The 16,526-nt window shown below is 57.0% G+C and carries 13 protein-coding genes; 11 read left to right on the top strand and 2 right to left on the bottom strand.

Features of this window, described 5'->3' with window-relative positions; translation table 11 throughout:
- Nucleotides 1–251: 251 nt before the first annotated feature.
- Nucleotides 252–722 carry a 23S rRNA (pseudouridine(1915)-N(3))-methyltransferase RlmH gene (rlmH, locus tag A7P96_RS01750; protein WP_067448112.1) on the bottom strand — a complete coding sequence of 157 codons (471 nt, stop codon included), beginning with the start codon at nt 720–722 and terminating at the stop codon, nt 252–254.
- A gap of 195 nt (nt 723–917) precedes the next feature.
- On the opposite strand from rlmH, the gene A7P96_RS01745 reads away from it, so the two are divergent.
- From A7P96_RS01745 to htpX, 3 genes are all read left to right on the top strand, one after another.
- Nucleotides 918–2,153 (top strand): YihY family inner membrane protein, encoded by a 1,236-nt coding sequence (locus A7P96_RS01745; RefSeq protein WP_067524252.1) that lies wholly within the window; start codon nt 918–920, stop codon nt 2,151–2,153.
- Between the two features lie 232 nt (nt 2,154–2,385).
- Nucleotides 2,386–3,696, top strand: a complete 1,311-nt coding sequence (locus A7P96_RS01740) for a M23 family metallopeptidase (protein WP_082887886.1) — start codon at nt 2,386–2,388, stop codon at nt 3,694–3,696.
- A 287-nt stretch (nt 3,697–3,983) separates the two neighbouring features.
- On the top strand, nt 3,984–4,841 hold the full coding sequence (htpX, locus tag A7P96_RS01735; RefSeq protein WP_067524250.1) for a protease HtpX: 858 nt from the start codon (nt 3,984–3,986) through the stop codon (nt 4,839–4,841).
- 771 nt (nt 4,842–5,612) lie between these two features.
- Here the strand turns inward: htpX and A7P96_RS01730 are convergent.
- On the bottom strand, nt 5,613–6,872 hold the full coding sequence (locus A7P96_RS01730; RefSeq protein WP_067524248.1) for a LysM peptidoglycan-binding domain-containing protein: 1,260 nt from the start codon (nt 6,870–6,872) through the stop codon (nt 5,613–5,615).
- A 176-nt stretch (nt 6,873–7,048) separates the two neighbouring features.
- Here A7P96_RS01730 and def point away from each other — a divergent pair, with 176 nt between their 5' ends.
- From def to tilS, 8 genes are all read left to right on the top strand, one after another.
- Nucleotides 7,049–7,552 (top strand): peptide deformylase, encoded by a 504-nt coding sequence (def, locus tag A7P96_RS01725; RefSeq protein ID WP_067441324.1) that lies wholly within the window; start codon nt 7,049–7,051, stop codon nt 7,550–7,552.
- Nucleotides 7,553–7,577: 25 nt separating this feature from the next.
- Entirely contained in the window at nt 7,578–8,513 is a 936-nt protein-coding gene (fmt, locus tag A7P96_RS01720; protein WP_067524246.1) for a methionyl-tRNA formyltransferase, read from the top strand.
- Nucleotides 8,510–9,769 carry a 16S rRNA (cytosine(967)-C(5))-methyltransferase RsmB gene (gene rsmB, locus A7P96_RS01715; RefSeq protein ID WP_067524244.1) on the top strand — a complete coding sequence of 420 codons (1,260 nt, stop codon included), beginning with the start codon at nt 8,510–8,512 and terminating at the stop codon, nt 9,767–9,769. Before fmt ends, rsmB begins: the two co-directional genes overlap by 4 nt.
- Nucleotides 9,732–10,328: a DUF4390 domain-containing protein gene (locus A7P96_RS01710; RefSeq protein ID WP_067524242.1), complete on the top strand. Its 597-nt coding sequence runs from the start codon at nt 9,732–9,734 to the stop codon at nt 10,326–10,328. Before rsmB ends, A7P96_RS01710 begins: the two co-directional genes overlap by 38 nt.
- Nucleotides 10,329–10,337: 9 nt before the next feature.
- On the top strand, nt 10,338–12,452 hold the full coding sequence (locus tag A7P96_RS01705; RefSeq protein WP_067524240.1) for a PAS domain-containing sensor histidine kinase: 2,115 nt from the start codon (nt 10,338–10,340) through the stop codon (nt 12,450–12,452).
- Nucleotides 12,439–13,713, top strand: coding sequence for a sigma-54 dependent transcriptional regulator (locus tag A7P96_RS01700; RefSeq protein WP_067524238.1), 1,275 nt, complete (start codon nt 12,439–12,441; stop codon nt 13,711–13,713). Before A7P96_RS01705 ends, A7P96_RS01700 begins: the two co-directional genes overlap by 14 nt.
- A 502-nt stretch (nt 13,714–14,215) precedes the next feature.
- Nucleotides 14,216–15,175, top strand: a complete 960-nt coding sequence (locus A7P96_RS01695; RefSeq protein WP_067524236.1) for an acetyl-CoA carboxylase carboxyltransferase subunit alpha — start codon at nt 14,216–14,218, stop codon at nt 15,173–15,175.
- Nucleotides 15,153–16,475 (top strand): tRNA lysidine(34) synthetase TilS, encoded by a 1,323-nt coding sequence (tilS, locus tag A7P96_RS01690; RefSeq protein WP_067524234.1) that lies wholly within the window; start codon nt 15,153–15,155, stop codon nt 16,473–16,475. Before A7P96_RS01695 ends, tilS begins: the two co-directional genes overlap by 23 nt.
- Nucleotides 16,476–16,526 lie beyond the last annotated feature (51 nt).

Below are 16,526 nucleotides of genomic sequence, written 5' to 3'. Positions count from 1 at the left end.
AACTGCTAAATTTCAGCATTTCGCTCTGTTACGAGATGTTTAGTTTTGGTAGTGGTTTGTGTTCCTTTTTGCGCCCCGCTTTTGCCGGGGCAATTTTTTATGTGCGGCATAGGTATATGTAAATAGCTAAAACATATTTTTATACAAGGCTGCAAGCCACAGACAGTACGAGTAGTTACGACAAGGCGAGCCTATGCAGTAGGAAGAAATAAGCGCTTTAGCTATATTCAAATCATATTAAAAATGAAACATTATTCACGATGATACGGATGATTATGCAGAATCGACACCGCCCGATACAGCTGTTCGGTGAGCAACACGCGCACCATGCCGTGCGGCAGGGTGAGGCTAGAGAGACGCAGCATCAGGCCGGCTTGTTGTTTGATGCGCTTGGTGAGCCCGTCTGCCCCGCCGATTACCATGCAAACATGCCGCCCGTTCTGCTGCCATTTTTTCAGGTAGCCTGCCAGCTCCTGCGAAGTGGGCGCAACGCCGCGCTCGTCTAACACCACCAAAAACGCATCGGCCGGCATGGCTTCCAAGATGCGTTTTTCTTCCGCCGCCATGCCCTGCGCCGCATTCACGCCCGCACCGCGCTTTTCCGGCTTGATTTCTTTCAGGGTGTATTTGATGTCGCGGCCGAAGCGTTTGGCATATTCCTTCACGGCTTTGTCCACCCAACTGGGCATTTTGCTGCCCACGGCCAATATGGTGATGTTCATGGTTTGCCTCGCTCCCGCCCTGCCCTAGCAGGGTGGTTTTGTCTTTTCAATAACATTATTTTACAATACGGCAGGTCGACTGATTCGGTTGGCCCGCAACGCTATTATTTTAAAACATTCAGCCGGCATCATTTAAACCAAATACACAGGCTACCTGAAAAACCAAAACAGGTTTTCAGGTAGCCCCAACACACCATGCGCCTACTGCCCAAATTCTCCCTGCCCGAACCCCTGCGCCACTCGCGTACGCTGGCGTTTGCCCGTTTCCTCTATACGCGTTTTTATGAAGTGAACATTCCGCAGGTGTCGTCAAGCCTCACATTTACCACACTGCTGGCCTTGGTGCCGCTGTTTACCGTGGTCGTGGTGGTGGTATCTGCCTTTCCCGTGTTTGCTGATTTTTCCGCTCAGTTTCACCGCTTGGTGTCGGAAATCATGATGCCGGCAGGCGTGGCGGCGGTGAGCGACTACATTTTCCAATTCCGCGACCACGCCAGCCGACTCACCGCCATCGGTATCGCCATGATGATCATCACCTCGCTGATGCTGGTACACACCATCGAACGCACTTTCAACCAAATCTGGCGGGTGAAACGCCCGCGCAGCATCGTTACCCGCGTGCTGGTGTATTGGGCGCTACTCAGCCTGGGGCCGCTTTTGGTGGGTGTGAGTATATCGCTGTGGGGCATCGTGTGGCGGCGCACCCTGTTTTATCTGCACTATCCGCTGCTCGCCTCGCTGCTGCAATTTACGGTTGCCCTCACTGCCACCTGGAGCATGCTCTGCCTGCTCTACAAGCTCGTGCCCGCCCGCTATGTGCCCCTCCGCCACGCCCTGATCAGCGCCGCGCTGGCGGCGGTGTCTATTGAATTGTTGCGGCGCGGGTTCGGCGTGTATGTGGCCAACTTCAACAACTATCAGTTGGTGTACGGCACCTTTGCCGCCGTGCCGATGTTTCTGCTGTGGCTCAACTTAAACTGGATTGTCATCCTCAGCGGCGCGCTCTTGGCCGCCTCGCTTTCCTATTGGGAAGGCGAGGCTTTCCGCCGCCAAGGCTGCCACGGCACGCGGTTTCACGACGCCTTGGGCATCCTCACCCTGCTCGCCCAGGCACAAAGCCAAGGCAAAAGCCTGAAAACCCAACAGTTCCGCCGCCACATCCAGCTGGGCTACGACGAGTTGGGCGACCTGCTGGAACAACTCGCCCGACGCGGCTACATTGCGCAAAGCCTGCGCAACGGCTGGATGTTGAAAACCAGCCCCGAAGCCATCCGCGTGGCCGACTTGTTCCAGCTGTTCGTGTATGGCAGCCATAGCTACACCAACGATTCCATCGGCCGCACCGTGCAGCAAATCATGACCCCCGCCATCACCGCCGCCGATATGACCATGGCCGAATTTATCCGGTGCAATCAGCAACAGAATAGTTAAAACATCGAGCGTTGATACAGTTTTCAGATAGCCTTACTTAAAGAAAAAGGCTACCTGAAGCCAAAATCCCCAATTAAGCCCAACCATTTGCCTCCCCTGTGTCGGGTTCCAGCCGCACCCTAGTTCAATAACAAGTAAAAAACCGCAAAGCGGCACCCGCCCTGCCTTGCCTATCCATTAAAATAGTGCGCTTCCGATAGACCCGTTTGCCCCAACGGCATCCTGCCAAACCGTGTCCCCATCCGCCCTATTTTCCCGCCTACCCCGCCGTGCCCGCATAGCCCTTGTTGCGGCCGCTGCGCTGCTGGGTGTGTTCATTTTAATTGCCATCATCGCTGCCGCCTCTGCCAAGCCGGAAGGCGCGATGCAGAGCAAACGCATCGTAGAAAAACTCGCCACCGTGCGCGCCAAAGGCAAAACCCCGGCCACTGGCTACTGGAGCGATGAAGTCATCCAGCCCGGCGACTCCCTGCGCAACGTGTTGGAGCGTTTCAACCTTTCCGCCCAGCAAATTCAGGACATTACCCAAGCTGCCGCCTCAGAAGGCAAACAGCCCCACCTGCACCCCGACCAAACCGTCAGCCTCAGGCTCGATGCCCAGCGCCACCCCGTGCAGGTGCAGTTTTTCAACGACGATGACAACGGTGAAACCCAACTGGTTGATTTAGCCTATGCCGGCAACCGCTGGCAGGCCAAAACCGACGACGTAAAAACCACCACCCTGTCCACGCTCAAATCCGTTATCATCCGCTCCAGCGGCACCACTGCCGGCGCCATGTCGCGCGCCGAAATCCCTGCCGAAGTCCGTGATTCACTGCGCGAACTGTTCAGCAACCGGCTCGATCTCTACAAACTCGAAGCCGGCGATACCGTGCGCATTCTTTATCAGGTAAACTACTTTCACGGCCAACAAATTTCCATGGGCGACATCCTCGCCGTAGAAATCAGCCACCAAGGCAAGCTCTACCGCGCCTACTACTTCGGCGAAGATGGCAACGGCCGCTACTACGACGAACACGGCCAGCCGCTGAAAAAAGGTTTTGAAACCCAGCCCGTGCCGGGCAGCCGCATCAGCTCGCCCTTCGGTGTGCGCGTCCACCCGATATTAGGCTATTTGCGCATGCACACTGGCATCGACTACGCCGCCCCCACCGGCACGCCGATTCACGCCCCATCCGACGGCATCGTAGAATTCCGCGGCCCCAAAGGCGGCTATGGCAATACCGTGATCCTGCGCCACAGCGACAGCATGCAAACGCTCTATGGCCACATGAGTGCGTTTTCCGCTAATGCCGCCCCCGGTCAGCGCGTGCGCGCCGGCGACATCATCGGCTTCATCGGCACCACCGGCCGCAGCACTGGCCCGCACCTACACTACGAAGTACGCCTCAACGGCGTGCCGGTAAACCCCGCCGGTGTCGCCCTACCCGCCAAACGGCTCACCACTGCCGAGCTGGCCGAATTCCGCCGCCAGCAGCAAACCATGGAACAAAAACTCGCCCAACTGCGAGGCATCGGCAAAACTGTCGCCCAACTCGATTAACGGCCAGTTGATTTAACTATAAGAAACCGGTTTTTCAGGTAGCCCCAAAGCAGCGATCTTATGGCAATATATTGTATGATTGCGGTGGCAAGAAAAGGTTACCTGAAAACCTCAGCTTCACCACATAAAACCAATAAACAAGTTTCGCCAAGAAACTGCCGCGTCAAACAGCACACCAAACAGCATTCCCGCTAAAGCGGCACAGCGGCACTATGCCGCAGCAGCCTGCAGTAAACAAAAGCAGAAGCCAAAAAGCTACCTGAAATCAAACCGCCCAGACCAATACCGTGAAGCGCATAATCCTCTTTCTCCTCACCAATATGGCCGTACTCCTGGCTGCCCGCCTGCTGTTCGGGTTGCTCGGCCTCAATCCACAAGATATCTCCGGCCTGCTGCTGCTCTCCGCCATCACCGGCTTTTCCGGCTCGTTGATTGCCCTCATCATGTCGAAAAGCAGCGCTAAGCAGGCCGTGGGCGCCCACGTTATTCGCCAGCCGCGCAACGAAACCGAAGATTGGCTCGTGCGCGTGGTGGAAGTCCAGGCCAAACAATGGAACCTGCAAACCCCCGAAATTGCCATTTATGAGTCGCCTGAGCCCAACGCCTTCGCCACCGGCGCCAGCCGCAACAGCTCACTGGTTGCCGTCAGCACCGGCCTCTTGCAAATCATGAACCGTGACGAGGTGGAAGCCGTGCTCGCACACGAAATGGCACACGTCGGCAACGGCGATATGGTTACGCTCACCCTGGTTCAAGGTGTGGTGAACACCTTTGTACTGTTTTTCTCCCAAATCATCGCCTCCGTTATTGCCTCCTCCCTGCGTCAAAACCGGCAGCACGATGGCGGCAGCAGCGCCATCCAAACCGTAGTCAGCATGGTATTCCAAGTGATCTTCGGCTGGCTGGCTGGCATCATCGTGATGTGGTTCAGCCGCCAGCGCGAATATCGTGCCGATGCCGGAGCTGCCAAACTGGTGGGGGCGCCCAAAATGATCTGTGCCCTGCAACGGCTCAAAGGCAGCCACAGCAGCCTGCCGCTCCCCATGGCCGCCATGGGCATCAACGATAACACCCTGCGTTCTCTGTTCAGCACCCACCCCACCCTCGACGACCGCATCGCCCGCCTGCAACGGCTGAACTATTAAATCGATTTGGTAAGCAGATTCTGTCAGTCCAAATAGCAAAAGGCTACCTGAAATAACCGCAAGTGGTTTTCAGATAGCCTTCTAATAGAAAAACATATCTAAACTATGTACTTCTACGGAAAACTCAGCAGCTTCCCCGGCCTTATCTACCTCCCCGATATGCAAGACAGGGAATCGGGAACACCAACCCCAGACACCTGCCCGAATTCATCTCTGCCTACGAAACCGGCAGTTTTTCATGCCAAGAACAGCACGCCCTGATGGGGCTCATCCTTACCTCATTCAATATCTACCTAGCTGTAGAAGCCATCCACGATCCGGCAATCGAACATACCATTTCCGCCCTGCTGGAGCAGCAATGGCAGAATTCCCGTCCGCTCGTACACTATTGGCACTGCTCGACGAAGACTCGGACGACGAATTCCACATCACCCCTACCATGCAGAAACTTTGGACACAGCATTTCAACTAGCCATAGCTTGGATACTTGTGTCTGATATAATGCTTAACTCAAGGCTACCTGAAACCTGGAAACAGCAGGTAAAACAAAATATCGATATCGCAATGCCAACCACACCCACTAACACACCCATCAGCAACAATGTGAATATAGATTAGTACACAGCGAGCTCAAACCCACACTACCCGCTGTCTTTTAAAACATGCTTCAACTGTATCCCTATTCCTTATTCAACACCCTGCCCTCTCCCGCAACAAAAAGGCTACCTGAACTTTTCAGGTAGCCTTTTATTCAATCACACTGTTTCATGCTTAGCGGGTTGGATCGATATTGCTGCGGAAGTCGTATTGATGGTGGTCGTATTCATACGGGCCTTGCGGGTCATTGGGTGCATGGCGGTACTGATGACCCATGTCATCCAAATCGTGGCCGGGCTCAGTAGCTAAATCGCCCACTGATACGTTTACCCTAGATTCCAGCACAATGGCAGAAGAAACATGTTCGCCCACGTTATACACCATGGCCAAACCAATTTCTTCAGCCGGGATACTCACGTATTTCACAGTCGGGCTCGGATTGATATCGGTGCGCACTTGGCGGCTCTGACGGTACAGGCTCACCACAGTACCTTTATCCAAACCATCAGCCGAACCTTTGTTCAGGATAACAGTGCTGAAGCGACCGGCTTCGCTGATGCCGTCCAACACATCCACGATGCGGGCACGCACCTGGTTTTCGGGCTCGTGGGGCATCATATTGAAAGCGTTTTCTTCGCCGTTATAACGCAGCAGGTAATCGCCTTGGCGGATTTCAGCCACTTGCTCACGAATCTGCAATGCCTGTGCGGTTTCGGTCGGCACTTTCACCAAAGGGTGTAGGCGGGTGTAGTATTGGTTGTCAGGCAGGGCTTGGCGGTCGCGCTCGGAACGCTCGGCCAAGGCGGTGCTGGTTACCGGCAAGGTAGCCAGTTTACCACTAAAGGTTACCAGCTGACCGATGAATTTGCCTGTTTCGGGATCACGAATATCTTTAATCGGGCGGTAAACTAGGTATTCACCTGATTCGGTAACGCCGTAGGCATAAATGCGGTCGCCCAGAGAATACATGGTTTTACCTTCCGGGCCGGCGATGATGCGCGGTGCATCTTGGGTGGCGCGGCGGGCAATCACCTGCGGGTGTTTCATGAACATACGGTAGTAGTTCAGATTGAGGGTGGAGATGCCGTAGCCGGAAGAAGTTTCGCGCACGCGCGGCTGCAGTTTAACGGTGGGAATACCACCGGCGTTATCCACACGCAGGCGCGGCTGTCCGTTGACATAGTGCAACACCAGCACTTGACCTGGATAAATCAGATGAGGGTTGCGGATGGTGCGGCGGTTGGCGCCCCACAGCTGCGGCCATTTCCACGGACGGTAAAGGTATCTGCCGGAAATGCCCCACAAGGTGTCGCCAGTACGCACGGTATAGCGTGCGGGGGCGTTGGGGCGTACGCGCAGGGGCGCGGCCTCGGCAGTCAGAGCAGAAACAGTCAAGCCAATGGCGCAAAGCAAGGTTATAATATGTTTTCTCATGAGAGAGCTTCCCTTTTAGGATTAACGAACCTGATAACGCTTTATTTACGTTGTTGTTGATGAAATTAACGGAATCATAGAACATTTTAGGTATCTTGCGCCAGTATTCAGGCGAAAAAACCGTTACAACTGCAATAAGAACGTATCTATCTATGCACACTTAAGAGAGAAATCAAATGGCTTTACTAAATATTTTGCGCTATCCCGACCCCCGCCTAAACCTGGTGGCCAAACCGGTAAAACAAGTGGACGAACGCATCAAAAAACTGGTGACCGACATGGCCGACACCATGTACGAAGCAAAGGGCATCGGCCTAGCCGCCACACAGGTGGACGTGCACGAGCGTGTGGTGGTGATGGACTTGTCTGAAAGCCGCGACCAGCTGCAAGTGCTGATCAACCCTGTAATTTTGGAGCGCAACGGCGAAACTGTGTATGAAGAAGGCTGCCTCTCGGTGCCGGGTGTATACGACAAAGTAACCCGTGCCGAAAGCATCGTGGCCGAAGCGCTGGATGCCGAAGGCAAGCCCTACACTATTCGTGCCGACGGCCTACAAGCCATCTGCATCCAACACGAAGTCGACCATCTCGACGGCAAAGTTTTCGTGCAATATCTGTCGCGCCTGAAGCAGGAACGCATCAAAACCAAAATGAAGAAACTCGACAAACACACGCTCTAACCCGAGCAAGAGGCTACCTGAAACCATGATTCGCAAAGTCATTTTTGCCGGCACCCCCGATTTCGCCGCCACCGCCCTGCGCGCCATTGCCCAGGCCGGCTTCGACATCCCGCTGGTGCTCACCCAGCCAGACCGCCCCAAAGGGCGCGGTATGAAGCTGCAAGCTTCGCCCGTGAAAGAAACCGCGCTCGAACTCGGTTTTCAGGTAGCCCAACCCGAAAGCCTGAAAAGCGAATCTGCACAAGAAATGCTGTGCGCCGTGGAAGCCGACGTCATGGTGGTGGCCGCCTACGGTCTGTTACTGCCGCAAGCCGTGCTCGACATTCCGCACCACGGTTGCCTCAACATCCATGCTTCGCTGTTGCCGCGCTGGCGCGGTGCCGCACCCATCCAGCGCGCTATTGAAGCAGGCGATAGCGAAACTGGCATCTGCATCATGCAAATGGACGCCGGGCTTGACACCGGTGCCGTTATCAGCCGCCATCCCTTCCCGATTCTCCCCGGCGACAACGCCCAAACCCTGCACGACAAACTGGCCGAAATCGGTGCGCGCGCCATTGTTGCTGATTTGCAACACTATTCTCAACGCAACGCCCAGCCCCAGCCTGAACACGGTATCACTTACGCCCACAAATTAAGCAAAGCCGATGCCCAAATCGATTGGACGCAGCCCGCCGAAGCCATCGAACGCCGCATCCGCGCCTTCAACCCTGTGCCCGGCGCCTGGTGCGACTACCACGGCAAACCGCTGAAAATCTGGGCTGCACAAGCCTGCTCGGCCAATGGCGTGGCCGGCAGCGTGTTACAAGCCGACAGAAACAGTATTCAGGTAGCCTGCGGCAGTGGCTCATTGTTGATTCAAACCCTGCAGCCCGCCGGCAGCGCCCGCATGGAAGCCGCCGCCTTTCTGGCCGGCCACCCTGTCGCCGCCGGCAGCCAATTCGGAGCGGAACACACATGAGCCTGGCCAACATACAAACCCTCGCCGCCCACAGCGTGGCTGCCGTTGAAGCCGGGCGCAACCTGTCCGACGTGCTGGCCGAAATCTGGCGCGACCACCCACAGCTCTCCGCCCAAGAACGCGGCGCGCTGCAAGATATTGCCTACGGCTGCCAACGTTTTTCAGGTAGCCTGCGCGCCCTACTCGGCCTGATGCTGAACAAGCCCCTGCCCCGCGCCGACATCCGCAGCCTGATATTGGCCGCACTCTACCAACTCGCCTACAGCCGCAATGCCGCCCATGCCGTAGTAAACGAAGCCGTGCGCGCTGCCGGCAAAATCGGCAAAGGCCAATACAAAGCGGTCACTAACGCCCTACTCCGCCGTTTCCTACGCGAGCGCGACAGCCTGATGCAGCAGGCGCAGCAAAGCTCAGAGGGCCGCTACAACCTGCCCGACTGGTGGCTAGAACGGCTACAGCGAGACTACCCCGAACACTGGCTGCAAATCACCGAAGCCTTCAACAGCCATCCGCCAATGACCCTGCGCATCAACCGCCGGCACACTGATGCGGAAGGCTACCTGAAAATCCTGGCCGAACACGGCATGCAGGCCGAAATCCTCGACAGCCACGCTGTGATACTGGCTACGCCCGTGCCCGTGTCCGCTTTGCCACTGTTTGCCGAAGGTGTCGTATCCGTGCAGGATTGGGGGGCACAACAGGCCGCCGCTTGGCTCAACGTGCAAAACGGCGAACGCGTACTCGATGCCTGTGCCGCGCCCGGCGGCAAAAGCGGCCACCTGCTCGAATGGGCAGACTGCAAGCTGACCGCCATCGACATCGACCCCGCCCGCCTGCAACAAGTACGCGACAACCTCAACCGCCTCGGCCTGAGTGCCGAGCTGCACGCTGCCGACGCACGGCAATGGGCTTCGTGTTATGATGGCTCTCTGTTCGACGCCGTGTTGGCTGACGTGCCCTGCACCGCCTCGGGCGTTATCCGCCGCCATCCCGATATCAAATGGCTGCGCCGGCCGCAGGATGCCAAGAACACGGCCGGCCAGCAAACCGATCTGCTCGATGCCCTGTGGCGCACGCTCAAACCTGGCGGCAGGATGCTTCTATCCACCTGTTCGCTGTTTGCCGAAGAAAACGTCAGCCAGCTGCAAGCCTTTTTGCAACGCCACTCCGACGCTACCTGTACACGCAGCGAAACCCTGTTACCTAATCCGCACCAAGATGGCTTCTATTACGCGCTTATCCACAAAACTGCTTAGCCTGCTCGCCTGCTGCCTGCTGGCTTTTGCAGCCGTAGGCGTGCGGGCAGAAGGCATTAACGTTACCCGTTCCAGCGCCACGCTCACCACCGATGGACGCCTATCGGTAAACAGCCGCTTCCAAACCGAGCTGCCCGGCCAGCTTCAGGTAGCCCTCAAACAAGGCGTGCCGCTTAATTTCCAACTCAGCTACCGCCTGCAGTCGCCCACCCTGGCCGCCTACCGTTGGCGGCTCGGTCAACTAGTCGGTTCGGCACAAACCATCAACTACAAACTCGCCTACCACCCGCTCACCGACCGCTACCGCGTCAGCGTCGGTTCATTTTCCACCGAATATGGCACCCTGCCCACCGCACTGAAGGCCGTTGGCGCGGTAGCCAATTGGCAAGTGCTCGACAAAGGCACACTCTCCGACACCGCCCCCGCCGACGTGGCTGCCGACATCCGCTTGAGCCTGAGCATCAGCGATTTGCCACGCCCCTTCCAAATCAACGGCGAAACCTCGAAGAGCTGGCAGCTTGATTCCGGCTGGCGCAAACTGCTCATCAGCCAGCAATAAAGGGAAACCATGCGCCGTCTGCTCACCTTCATCGCTGTTTTGGGCATGCTCGCCCTGTATGTGCTGGCGCTCGCCACTGGTCATGCCAGCAAGCTGGCGCAGTATTTCTGGTGGATTCTCACCTTCAGTGCCGCCCTCTTAGGCATTCTGCTCACCATTCTCATCTCCCAACTCTGGAAACTATGGCTCGACCGGCGCAGGCGGGTGTTCGGCTCGCAAACCGCCCTGCGCCTGGCCAAAATGTTTATGCTGGTGGCCATTCTGCCCGGCCTGTTCCTATTCGGCGTGTCTGCCCAGTTTATTTCCCACAGCATCGACTCCTGGTTTGGCAACGAAACCGAAGAAGCGCTGGAGCGCAGTTTGAGCCTGAGCAAATCCGCACTGGATTTGGCACTGGACACCTCAGTGCGCAAAGCTGCCACTGTTCAGGTAGCCTTAATCGGCGAAATGTCGCTGCAGCAAGACGCGCGGCAGGCTCTGAGCCAGCTTTCTGCCAACAGCGGCTTTGACCAGCTCGCACTCTACGACAGCAAAACCTTGAATCCCGCTGCCGAATACCGCAAGCCCGATGCCGACAAACTGCCGCCACCCGAACTCACACACGATATCCTCGAACAAGTGAAAACCACCGGCAGCGCACGCAGCGTAGCCAACGTCAGCCACACACTCTACGCCCAAGGCTGGCTCGCCCTGCCCGAACTACACGGCCAAAACTATATTTTGTTCTTCCGCCAACCGGTGCAGAAACAAGTAGCCAACGACGTAACCCTGATTGAAGCCGCCCGCGCCCGCTACGCCGAAATCAGCTATGCCAAACAAGGCCTGCAAACCTTCTTCCTGTTCACCCTCTTGATGGCCACCCTGCTGGCCATTCTGCTCGCGCTGGTAATTGCCCTATTTTTCGCCCAACGCTTCACTGCGCCGATTCTCTCCTTGGCTGCCGGTGCACGCTCCGTGGCACAGGGCGATTATTCGCAACAACTGGCCATATACCGCAACGACGAGCTCGGCCGCCTTACCACCCTGTTCAACCACATGACCGCCGAGCTCAACGCTTCCCATATCCGCCAGGAAGCCGCCCGCCACTATCTCGAATGCGTGCTCTCCAGCCTAACCAGCGGCGTGGTTACGCTCGACGACCAAGGCTACCTGAAAGCCTGCAACAGCAGCGCCGGACAAATCCTAATGCTCGACTTGGCCGCCTGCCGGGAAAGTAGCGTGCACGAATGGCACAAGCTCGGCGTGGCCGAGGCGCTGGCCGCCCAAGTGCTGCTTGCCATCCTCCCCACCATCGACAGCGACAAACCCGTGCAGCTCACCTATGCCGCACCCGACGAATCCCGTATCCTGCTGGGCAAGGCCACCCGTCTGCCCGAAGACAACGGCGCCGGCACTGTATTGGTGTTCGACGATGTAACCACACTGGTGCAGGCGCAGAAAGAAGCCGCCTGGGGCGAAGTGGCCCAGCGCTTGGCACACGAAATCCGCAACCCGCTCACCCCCATCCAGCTTTCCGCCGAGCGCCTGGCCTGGAAGCTCGACAGCAAGCTGGACGACAAAGACGCCGCCATGCTTGAGCGCGCCACCAACACCATCGTCAACCAGGTGGCCGCAATGAAAGACATGGTTGAAGCCTTCCGCAACTACGCCAAAGCACCGAAACTCAAACTGGAACGTATCGATTTAAACGTTCTGGCTGCCGAGCTTTTGGTGCTGTATGAGAGCTCAAATTGTACATTTGAAGCGGATTTCAGTAATATAGAAGCCGTGGTCGAAGCCGATGCCGGTGCCATGCGCCAAGTGTTACACAATATTTTGAAAAACGGCGCCGAAGCCGCCGCTGCAGACGAACAGCCGAAAGTGTTGATCCAAACGGCGGTGCAAGATGATAAAGTGCTGCTAAATATTTGCAATAACGGCAAAAGTTTCAGCGAAGACATGCTTCTCCACGCCTTCGACCCCTATGTTACCGACAAACCCGGCGGCACCGGTTTGGGCTTGCCGGTGGTGAAAAAAATCATTGAAGAGCACAAAGGCCGCATATCGCTGGCCAACCGCCCGAAAGGCGGGGCTTGTGTGAAAATTACTTTACCCCTACTGATGGAAAACGATGCGCAGCAGTGATATTTTGATTGTAGATGATGAAGTGGGCATCCGCGATTTGCTGTCGGAAATCCTGCAAGACGAAGGCTATTCGGTTACCCTGGCCGAAAATGCTGAAGAAGCCCGCCAACTTCGAAACCAAACCCGCCCCGCCATGGTGTTGCTGGACATTTGGATGCCCGATTGCGACGGCATTACCCTGCTCAAAGAGTGGGCCAAATCCGGCCAGCTCAACATGCCCGTGGTGATGATGAGCGGCCACGCCAGCATCGACACCGCCGTGGAAGCCACCAAAATCGGCGCGCTGGATTTCTTGGAAAAACCCATCGCCCTGCAAAAGCTTTTGGCCGCCGTAGAACGTGCCTTCAAGCACAGCGCCATGCAGGCCTCATCCACCATGTCGCTGGACAAACTCGGCACCAGCGAAGCCGTGAAGCAGCTCAACCAGCAGCTCGAACGCGCCGCCCGCACCCAAGCCCCCGTACTGCTCTCCGGCGAGCCCGGCTCCCCCTTCGAACTGGTGGCGCACTACTTCCAAACCGGCAACGCCCCCTGGGTGGAACCCGGAAAAATCGAACAAATCAGCAGCAGCCCCATCGAATTGCTGCAAAAAGCCAGCAACGGCATACTCTATCTGGGCGACATCGCCCAATACGGCAAAAGCATCCAGCAAGGTATCCTCTTCCTCTTGGGCAAGGCCGACCGCTACAACGTGCGCATCATCTGCGCCTGCAGCCAGCCGGTGCAGGAAATGCTCACCAGCCCGGATTACGACAGCCGCCTGCTCAACAGCCTCTCGGCCATCATGGTCAGCATCCCACCATTGCGCAACCAGCCCGAAGACATTGTTTTCTTGGTGGAGCAGCTGATTCAAGAGTTTTCCGAAAGCCGCAAAACCGCCGTTAAATTCAACACTGCCGCCCTGAACGCCCTGCGCCAATACGACTGGCCGGGCAACTTCGAGCAGCTGCGCAGTGTGGTGAAAAGCATTGTGCTCACCGCCGAGAGCAAAGAAATCTGTTTGGAAAATGTGCAGGCCGTGCTCAGCCAGTTCACGCTCAACCAACCCTCCGAATTGGTGGGCGGCTTCAACTTCGACCTGCCCCTACGTGAATTGCGCGAAGACTTGGAACGCCGCTATTTCGAATACCATATTGCCCAGGAAGGGCATAACATGAGCAAAGTAGCGCAGAAAGTCGGCCTCGAGCGCACCCACCTGTACCGCAAGCTCAAACAGCTCGGTATCCAATTCTCCCGCCGAGGCAGTAACGACAGCAAATAGCTCCACCCAATCAGGCTATCTGAAAATCCAGCCAATGGTTTTCAGGTAGCCTGTAGTACTATTTAGTATCTGCCCTATTTGCAGCATCTAACAACAGGCTACCTGAAATTAGCTTCATCGAAGTTAAAACGAGGTCTCCGAAGGAGGCAAGTTTCTGCGGAGCTAAAACCCCGCGCCCCACATTTCAAACATAACAAAAATTAGCAAAAGCCTCGATACAACAAAACAGTTAGCTATTTTAAAGACTACCTGAAACCAACCCGGCCCACGAAAAATCAGTAGCAACGGCTGCACAAACTGCGCATCTTAGCGTATCATTACAGCGGTTTAGACCGCAAAGTAATGTTAAGAAACCGTCTCCGCGCTACAGCTATAGATAAAGCACATTTTTTCTGCACAACAGAACCCATGCCGTAGGAAATAAAGTGTTTTAGCCACCCCAAGCGCGCTTAGCTTGGGCTGCCTCCGTCAATCGGTGCAGCCGCAACAAGGAAACAGACACATGAAACAGATTTTTCTCGATTTCGAACAGCCCATTGCCGAACTGGTGCAGAAAATAGAAGAGCTGCGCTTCGTGCAAAACGACTCGGTATTGGATATTTCCGAAGAAATCGAACGCCTGCAAAAGAAAAGCAACGAGCTCACCAAAAACATTTTTGCCAAGCTCACTCCCGCGCAGATTATGCAGGTTTCGCGCCATCCACAGCGCCCCTACACCCTCGACTACATCGAAGCGCTGTGTACCGATTTTGAAGAGCTGCACGGCGACCGCCACTATGCCGACGACTATGCTATCGTGGGCGGGCTGGCCAAGTTTGAAGGACGGAGCGTGGTGGTTATCGGCCATCAGAAAGGCCGCGACACCAAGGCCAAAATCCGCCGCAATTTCGGTATGCCCCGCCCCGAAGGCTACCGCAAAGCCCTGCGCCTGATGAAGATGGGGGAAAAATTCGGCCTGCCCGTGCTCACCTTCATCGACACCCCCGGCGCCTATCCCGGCATCGGCGCGGAAGAGCGCGGCCAATCCGAAGCCATCGGCCGCAATCTGTACGAACTTACCCGCCTGCGCGTGCCGGTTATCTGCACTGTCATCGGTGAAGGCGGCTCCGGCGGCGCGCTGGCCATTGCCGTGGGCGATGCCGTGAACATGCTGCAATACGCCACCTATTCCGTGATTTCGCCCGAAGGCTGCGCTTCCATTCTGTGGAAAACCGCCGAAAAAGCCGCCGATGCCGCGCAAGCCCTAGGCATCACTGCCAAGCGACTGAAGAGCCTCGAGCTGATCGACCAAATCATCGCCGAGCCCTTGGGCGGCGCCCACCGCGATTACGAAACCGTGATGAACAACGTGCGCAAAACTATCCGCCAGCAACTGGCCGATTTGGAACACCAACCGGTGGAACAGCTGCTGGCCAAACGCTTCGACCGCATCATGGCCTATGGAAAATTCACTGACAAATAACCCCCTGCGGCAACACCTTGCCCAACAATGGCCGGCGCCAAACGCCGGCCGTTTTGCCGTGGAAGTCGGTTTCAGCGGCGGGCTCGATTCCGTGGTTTTGCTGCACCTGTTATGCAGCCTGCGCAACGAATTGCCGCTGGAATTGAGCGCGGTACACATCCACCACGGTCTCGATGCCCCCGCCGACGAATGGGCGGAATTCTGCCGCGAACTGTGCGCCCGATGGCAAGTGCCGTTGCGCATAGAGCGCGTGCAGGTGGCGTTCGGCAAACTCGGGCTCGAAGCCGCTGCCCGTGCCGAACGCTACCGCTGCTTCGCCCAAAGCCGCGCCGATGCCGTTGCCCTCGCCCACCATGCCGATGATCAAGCCGAAACCCTGCTGCTGGCCACCCTGCGCGGCGGTGGGCTCCGTGCCCTCGCCGCCATGCCTGCCCTGCGGGCGCTGAACGAACGTATCAGCCTATGGCGCCCCCTCTTGGCCGTTCCCCGAACCGAGCTGCTCGCCTACGCCCAAGAACACAAGCTGACATGGGTGGAAGACAGCAGTAACGCCGACACCGCCCTGCTGCGCAACTGGCTGCGCCGCGAAGCCCTGCCCCCGTGGCAAGAGCGCGTGCCGCACCTCACCCACCAGCTGCTCGCCACCGTCGGCCGCCTGCAACACGACTTGGCGTTATTGGAAGACTACAGCCAAGCTGAGCACAACAGCCTATATGACGCCGCCGGCCGTTTTCAGGTAGCCTCTTGGCGGCAGCTTCCCCCCTTGCGGCAACCCCACCAGCTGCACCTATTCGCTCGTAACCACCGCCTAGGCAGCCCCGGTGCCGACAGCGTGCGCCAATTCGCCGCCACCCTCGCCAACCCCGCCGTGCAGCAAGCCCAATGGCCGCTGCCGCACGGCCGCGCCATACTCTACGCCGGCTGCCTATTTCCCGTTCCCGCCGAATGGACCACCGGTAAACTGCTTGCCCAACCCGTGTGGCAACCTGCCACCCACGGGCTACCTGAAAACCTGATTCAACCCAACAGCGGCATCTGGCGCACCCCGCAACCTAGCGACACCCTGCCTCTGCCGCACGGCCACAAAAAAATCAGCCGCCTGCTGCAAGAAAAAAAAGTACCCCCCTTCATGCGCGCCCTATGGCCGCTGTGGGTGCACGAACAACACGGCTGCATCGCCGCCGCCAACCTGCAAACACATTACCGCCTCTCCGTGCTGAATGGCTGGCAGGCGCAAGCTGAAGATTTGACCCGGTTTATCTTGTCCAACATTGGTAGTTTGGACAACCAAACGGAATAAAGACTTTCAGGTAGCCTGTACATACTGCACAGGCTACCTGAAAACCTTCCT

Source organism: Eikenella sp. NML03-A-027 (assembly GCF_001648395.1).
GTDB classification, from domain to species: Bacteria; Pseudomonadota; Gammaproteobacteria; order Burkholderiales; family Neisseriaceae; genus Eikenella; species Eikenella exigua.
The sequence above is the reverse complement of the archived record's forward strand: the minus strand, read 5'-3'. Positions and strand labels throughout refer to the sequence as shown.

Bases quoted from the DNA above. Each gene is read 5' to 3' on its own strand.
- rlmH (WP_067448112.1), bottom strand. From the start codon at position 722: ATGAACATCACCATATTGGCCGTGGGCAGCAAAATGCCCAGTTGGGTG.
- A7P96_RS01745 (WP_067524252.1), top strand. From the start codon at position 918: ATGCGCCTACTGCCCAAATTCTCCCTGCCCGAACCCCTGCGCCACTCG.
- A7P96_RS01730 (WP_067524248.1), bottom strand. From the start codon at position 6,872: ATGAGAAAACATATTATAACCTTGCTTTGCGCCATTGGCTTGACTGTT.
- def (WP_067441324.1), top strand. From the start codon at position 7,049: ATGGCTTTACTAAATATTTTGCGCTATCCCGACCCCCGCCTAAACCTG.
- fmt (WP_067524246.1), top strand. From the start codon at position 7,578: ATGATTCGCAAAGTCATTTTTGCCGGCACCCCCGATTTCGCCGCCACC.
- rsmB (WP_067524244.1), top strand. From the start codon at position 8,510: ATGAGCCTGGCCAACATACAAACCCTCGCCGCCCACAGCGTGGCTGCC.
- A7P96_RS01710 (WP_067524242.1), top strand. From the start codon at position 9,732: ATGGCTTCTATTACGCGCTTATCCACAAAACTGCTTAGCCTGCTCGCC.
- A7P96_RS01705 (WP_067524240.1), top strand. From the start codon at position 10,338: ATGCGCCGTCTGCTCACCTTCATCGCTGTTTTGGGCATGCTCGCCCTG.
- A7P96_RS01700 (WP_067524238.1), top strand. From the start codon at position 12,439: ATGCGCAGCAGTGATATTTTGATTGTAGATGATGAAGTGGGCATCCGC.
- A7P96_RS01695 (WP_067524236.1), top strand. From the start codon at position 14,216: ATGAAACAGATTTTTCTCGATTTCGAACAGCCCATTGCCGAACTGGTG.
- tilS (WP_067524234.1), top strand. From the start codon at position 15,153: ATGGAAAATTCACTGACAAATAACCCCCTGCGGCAACACCTTGCCCAA.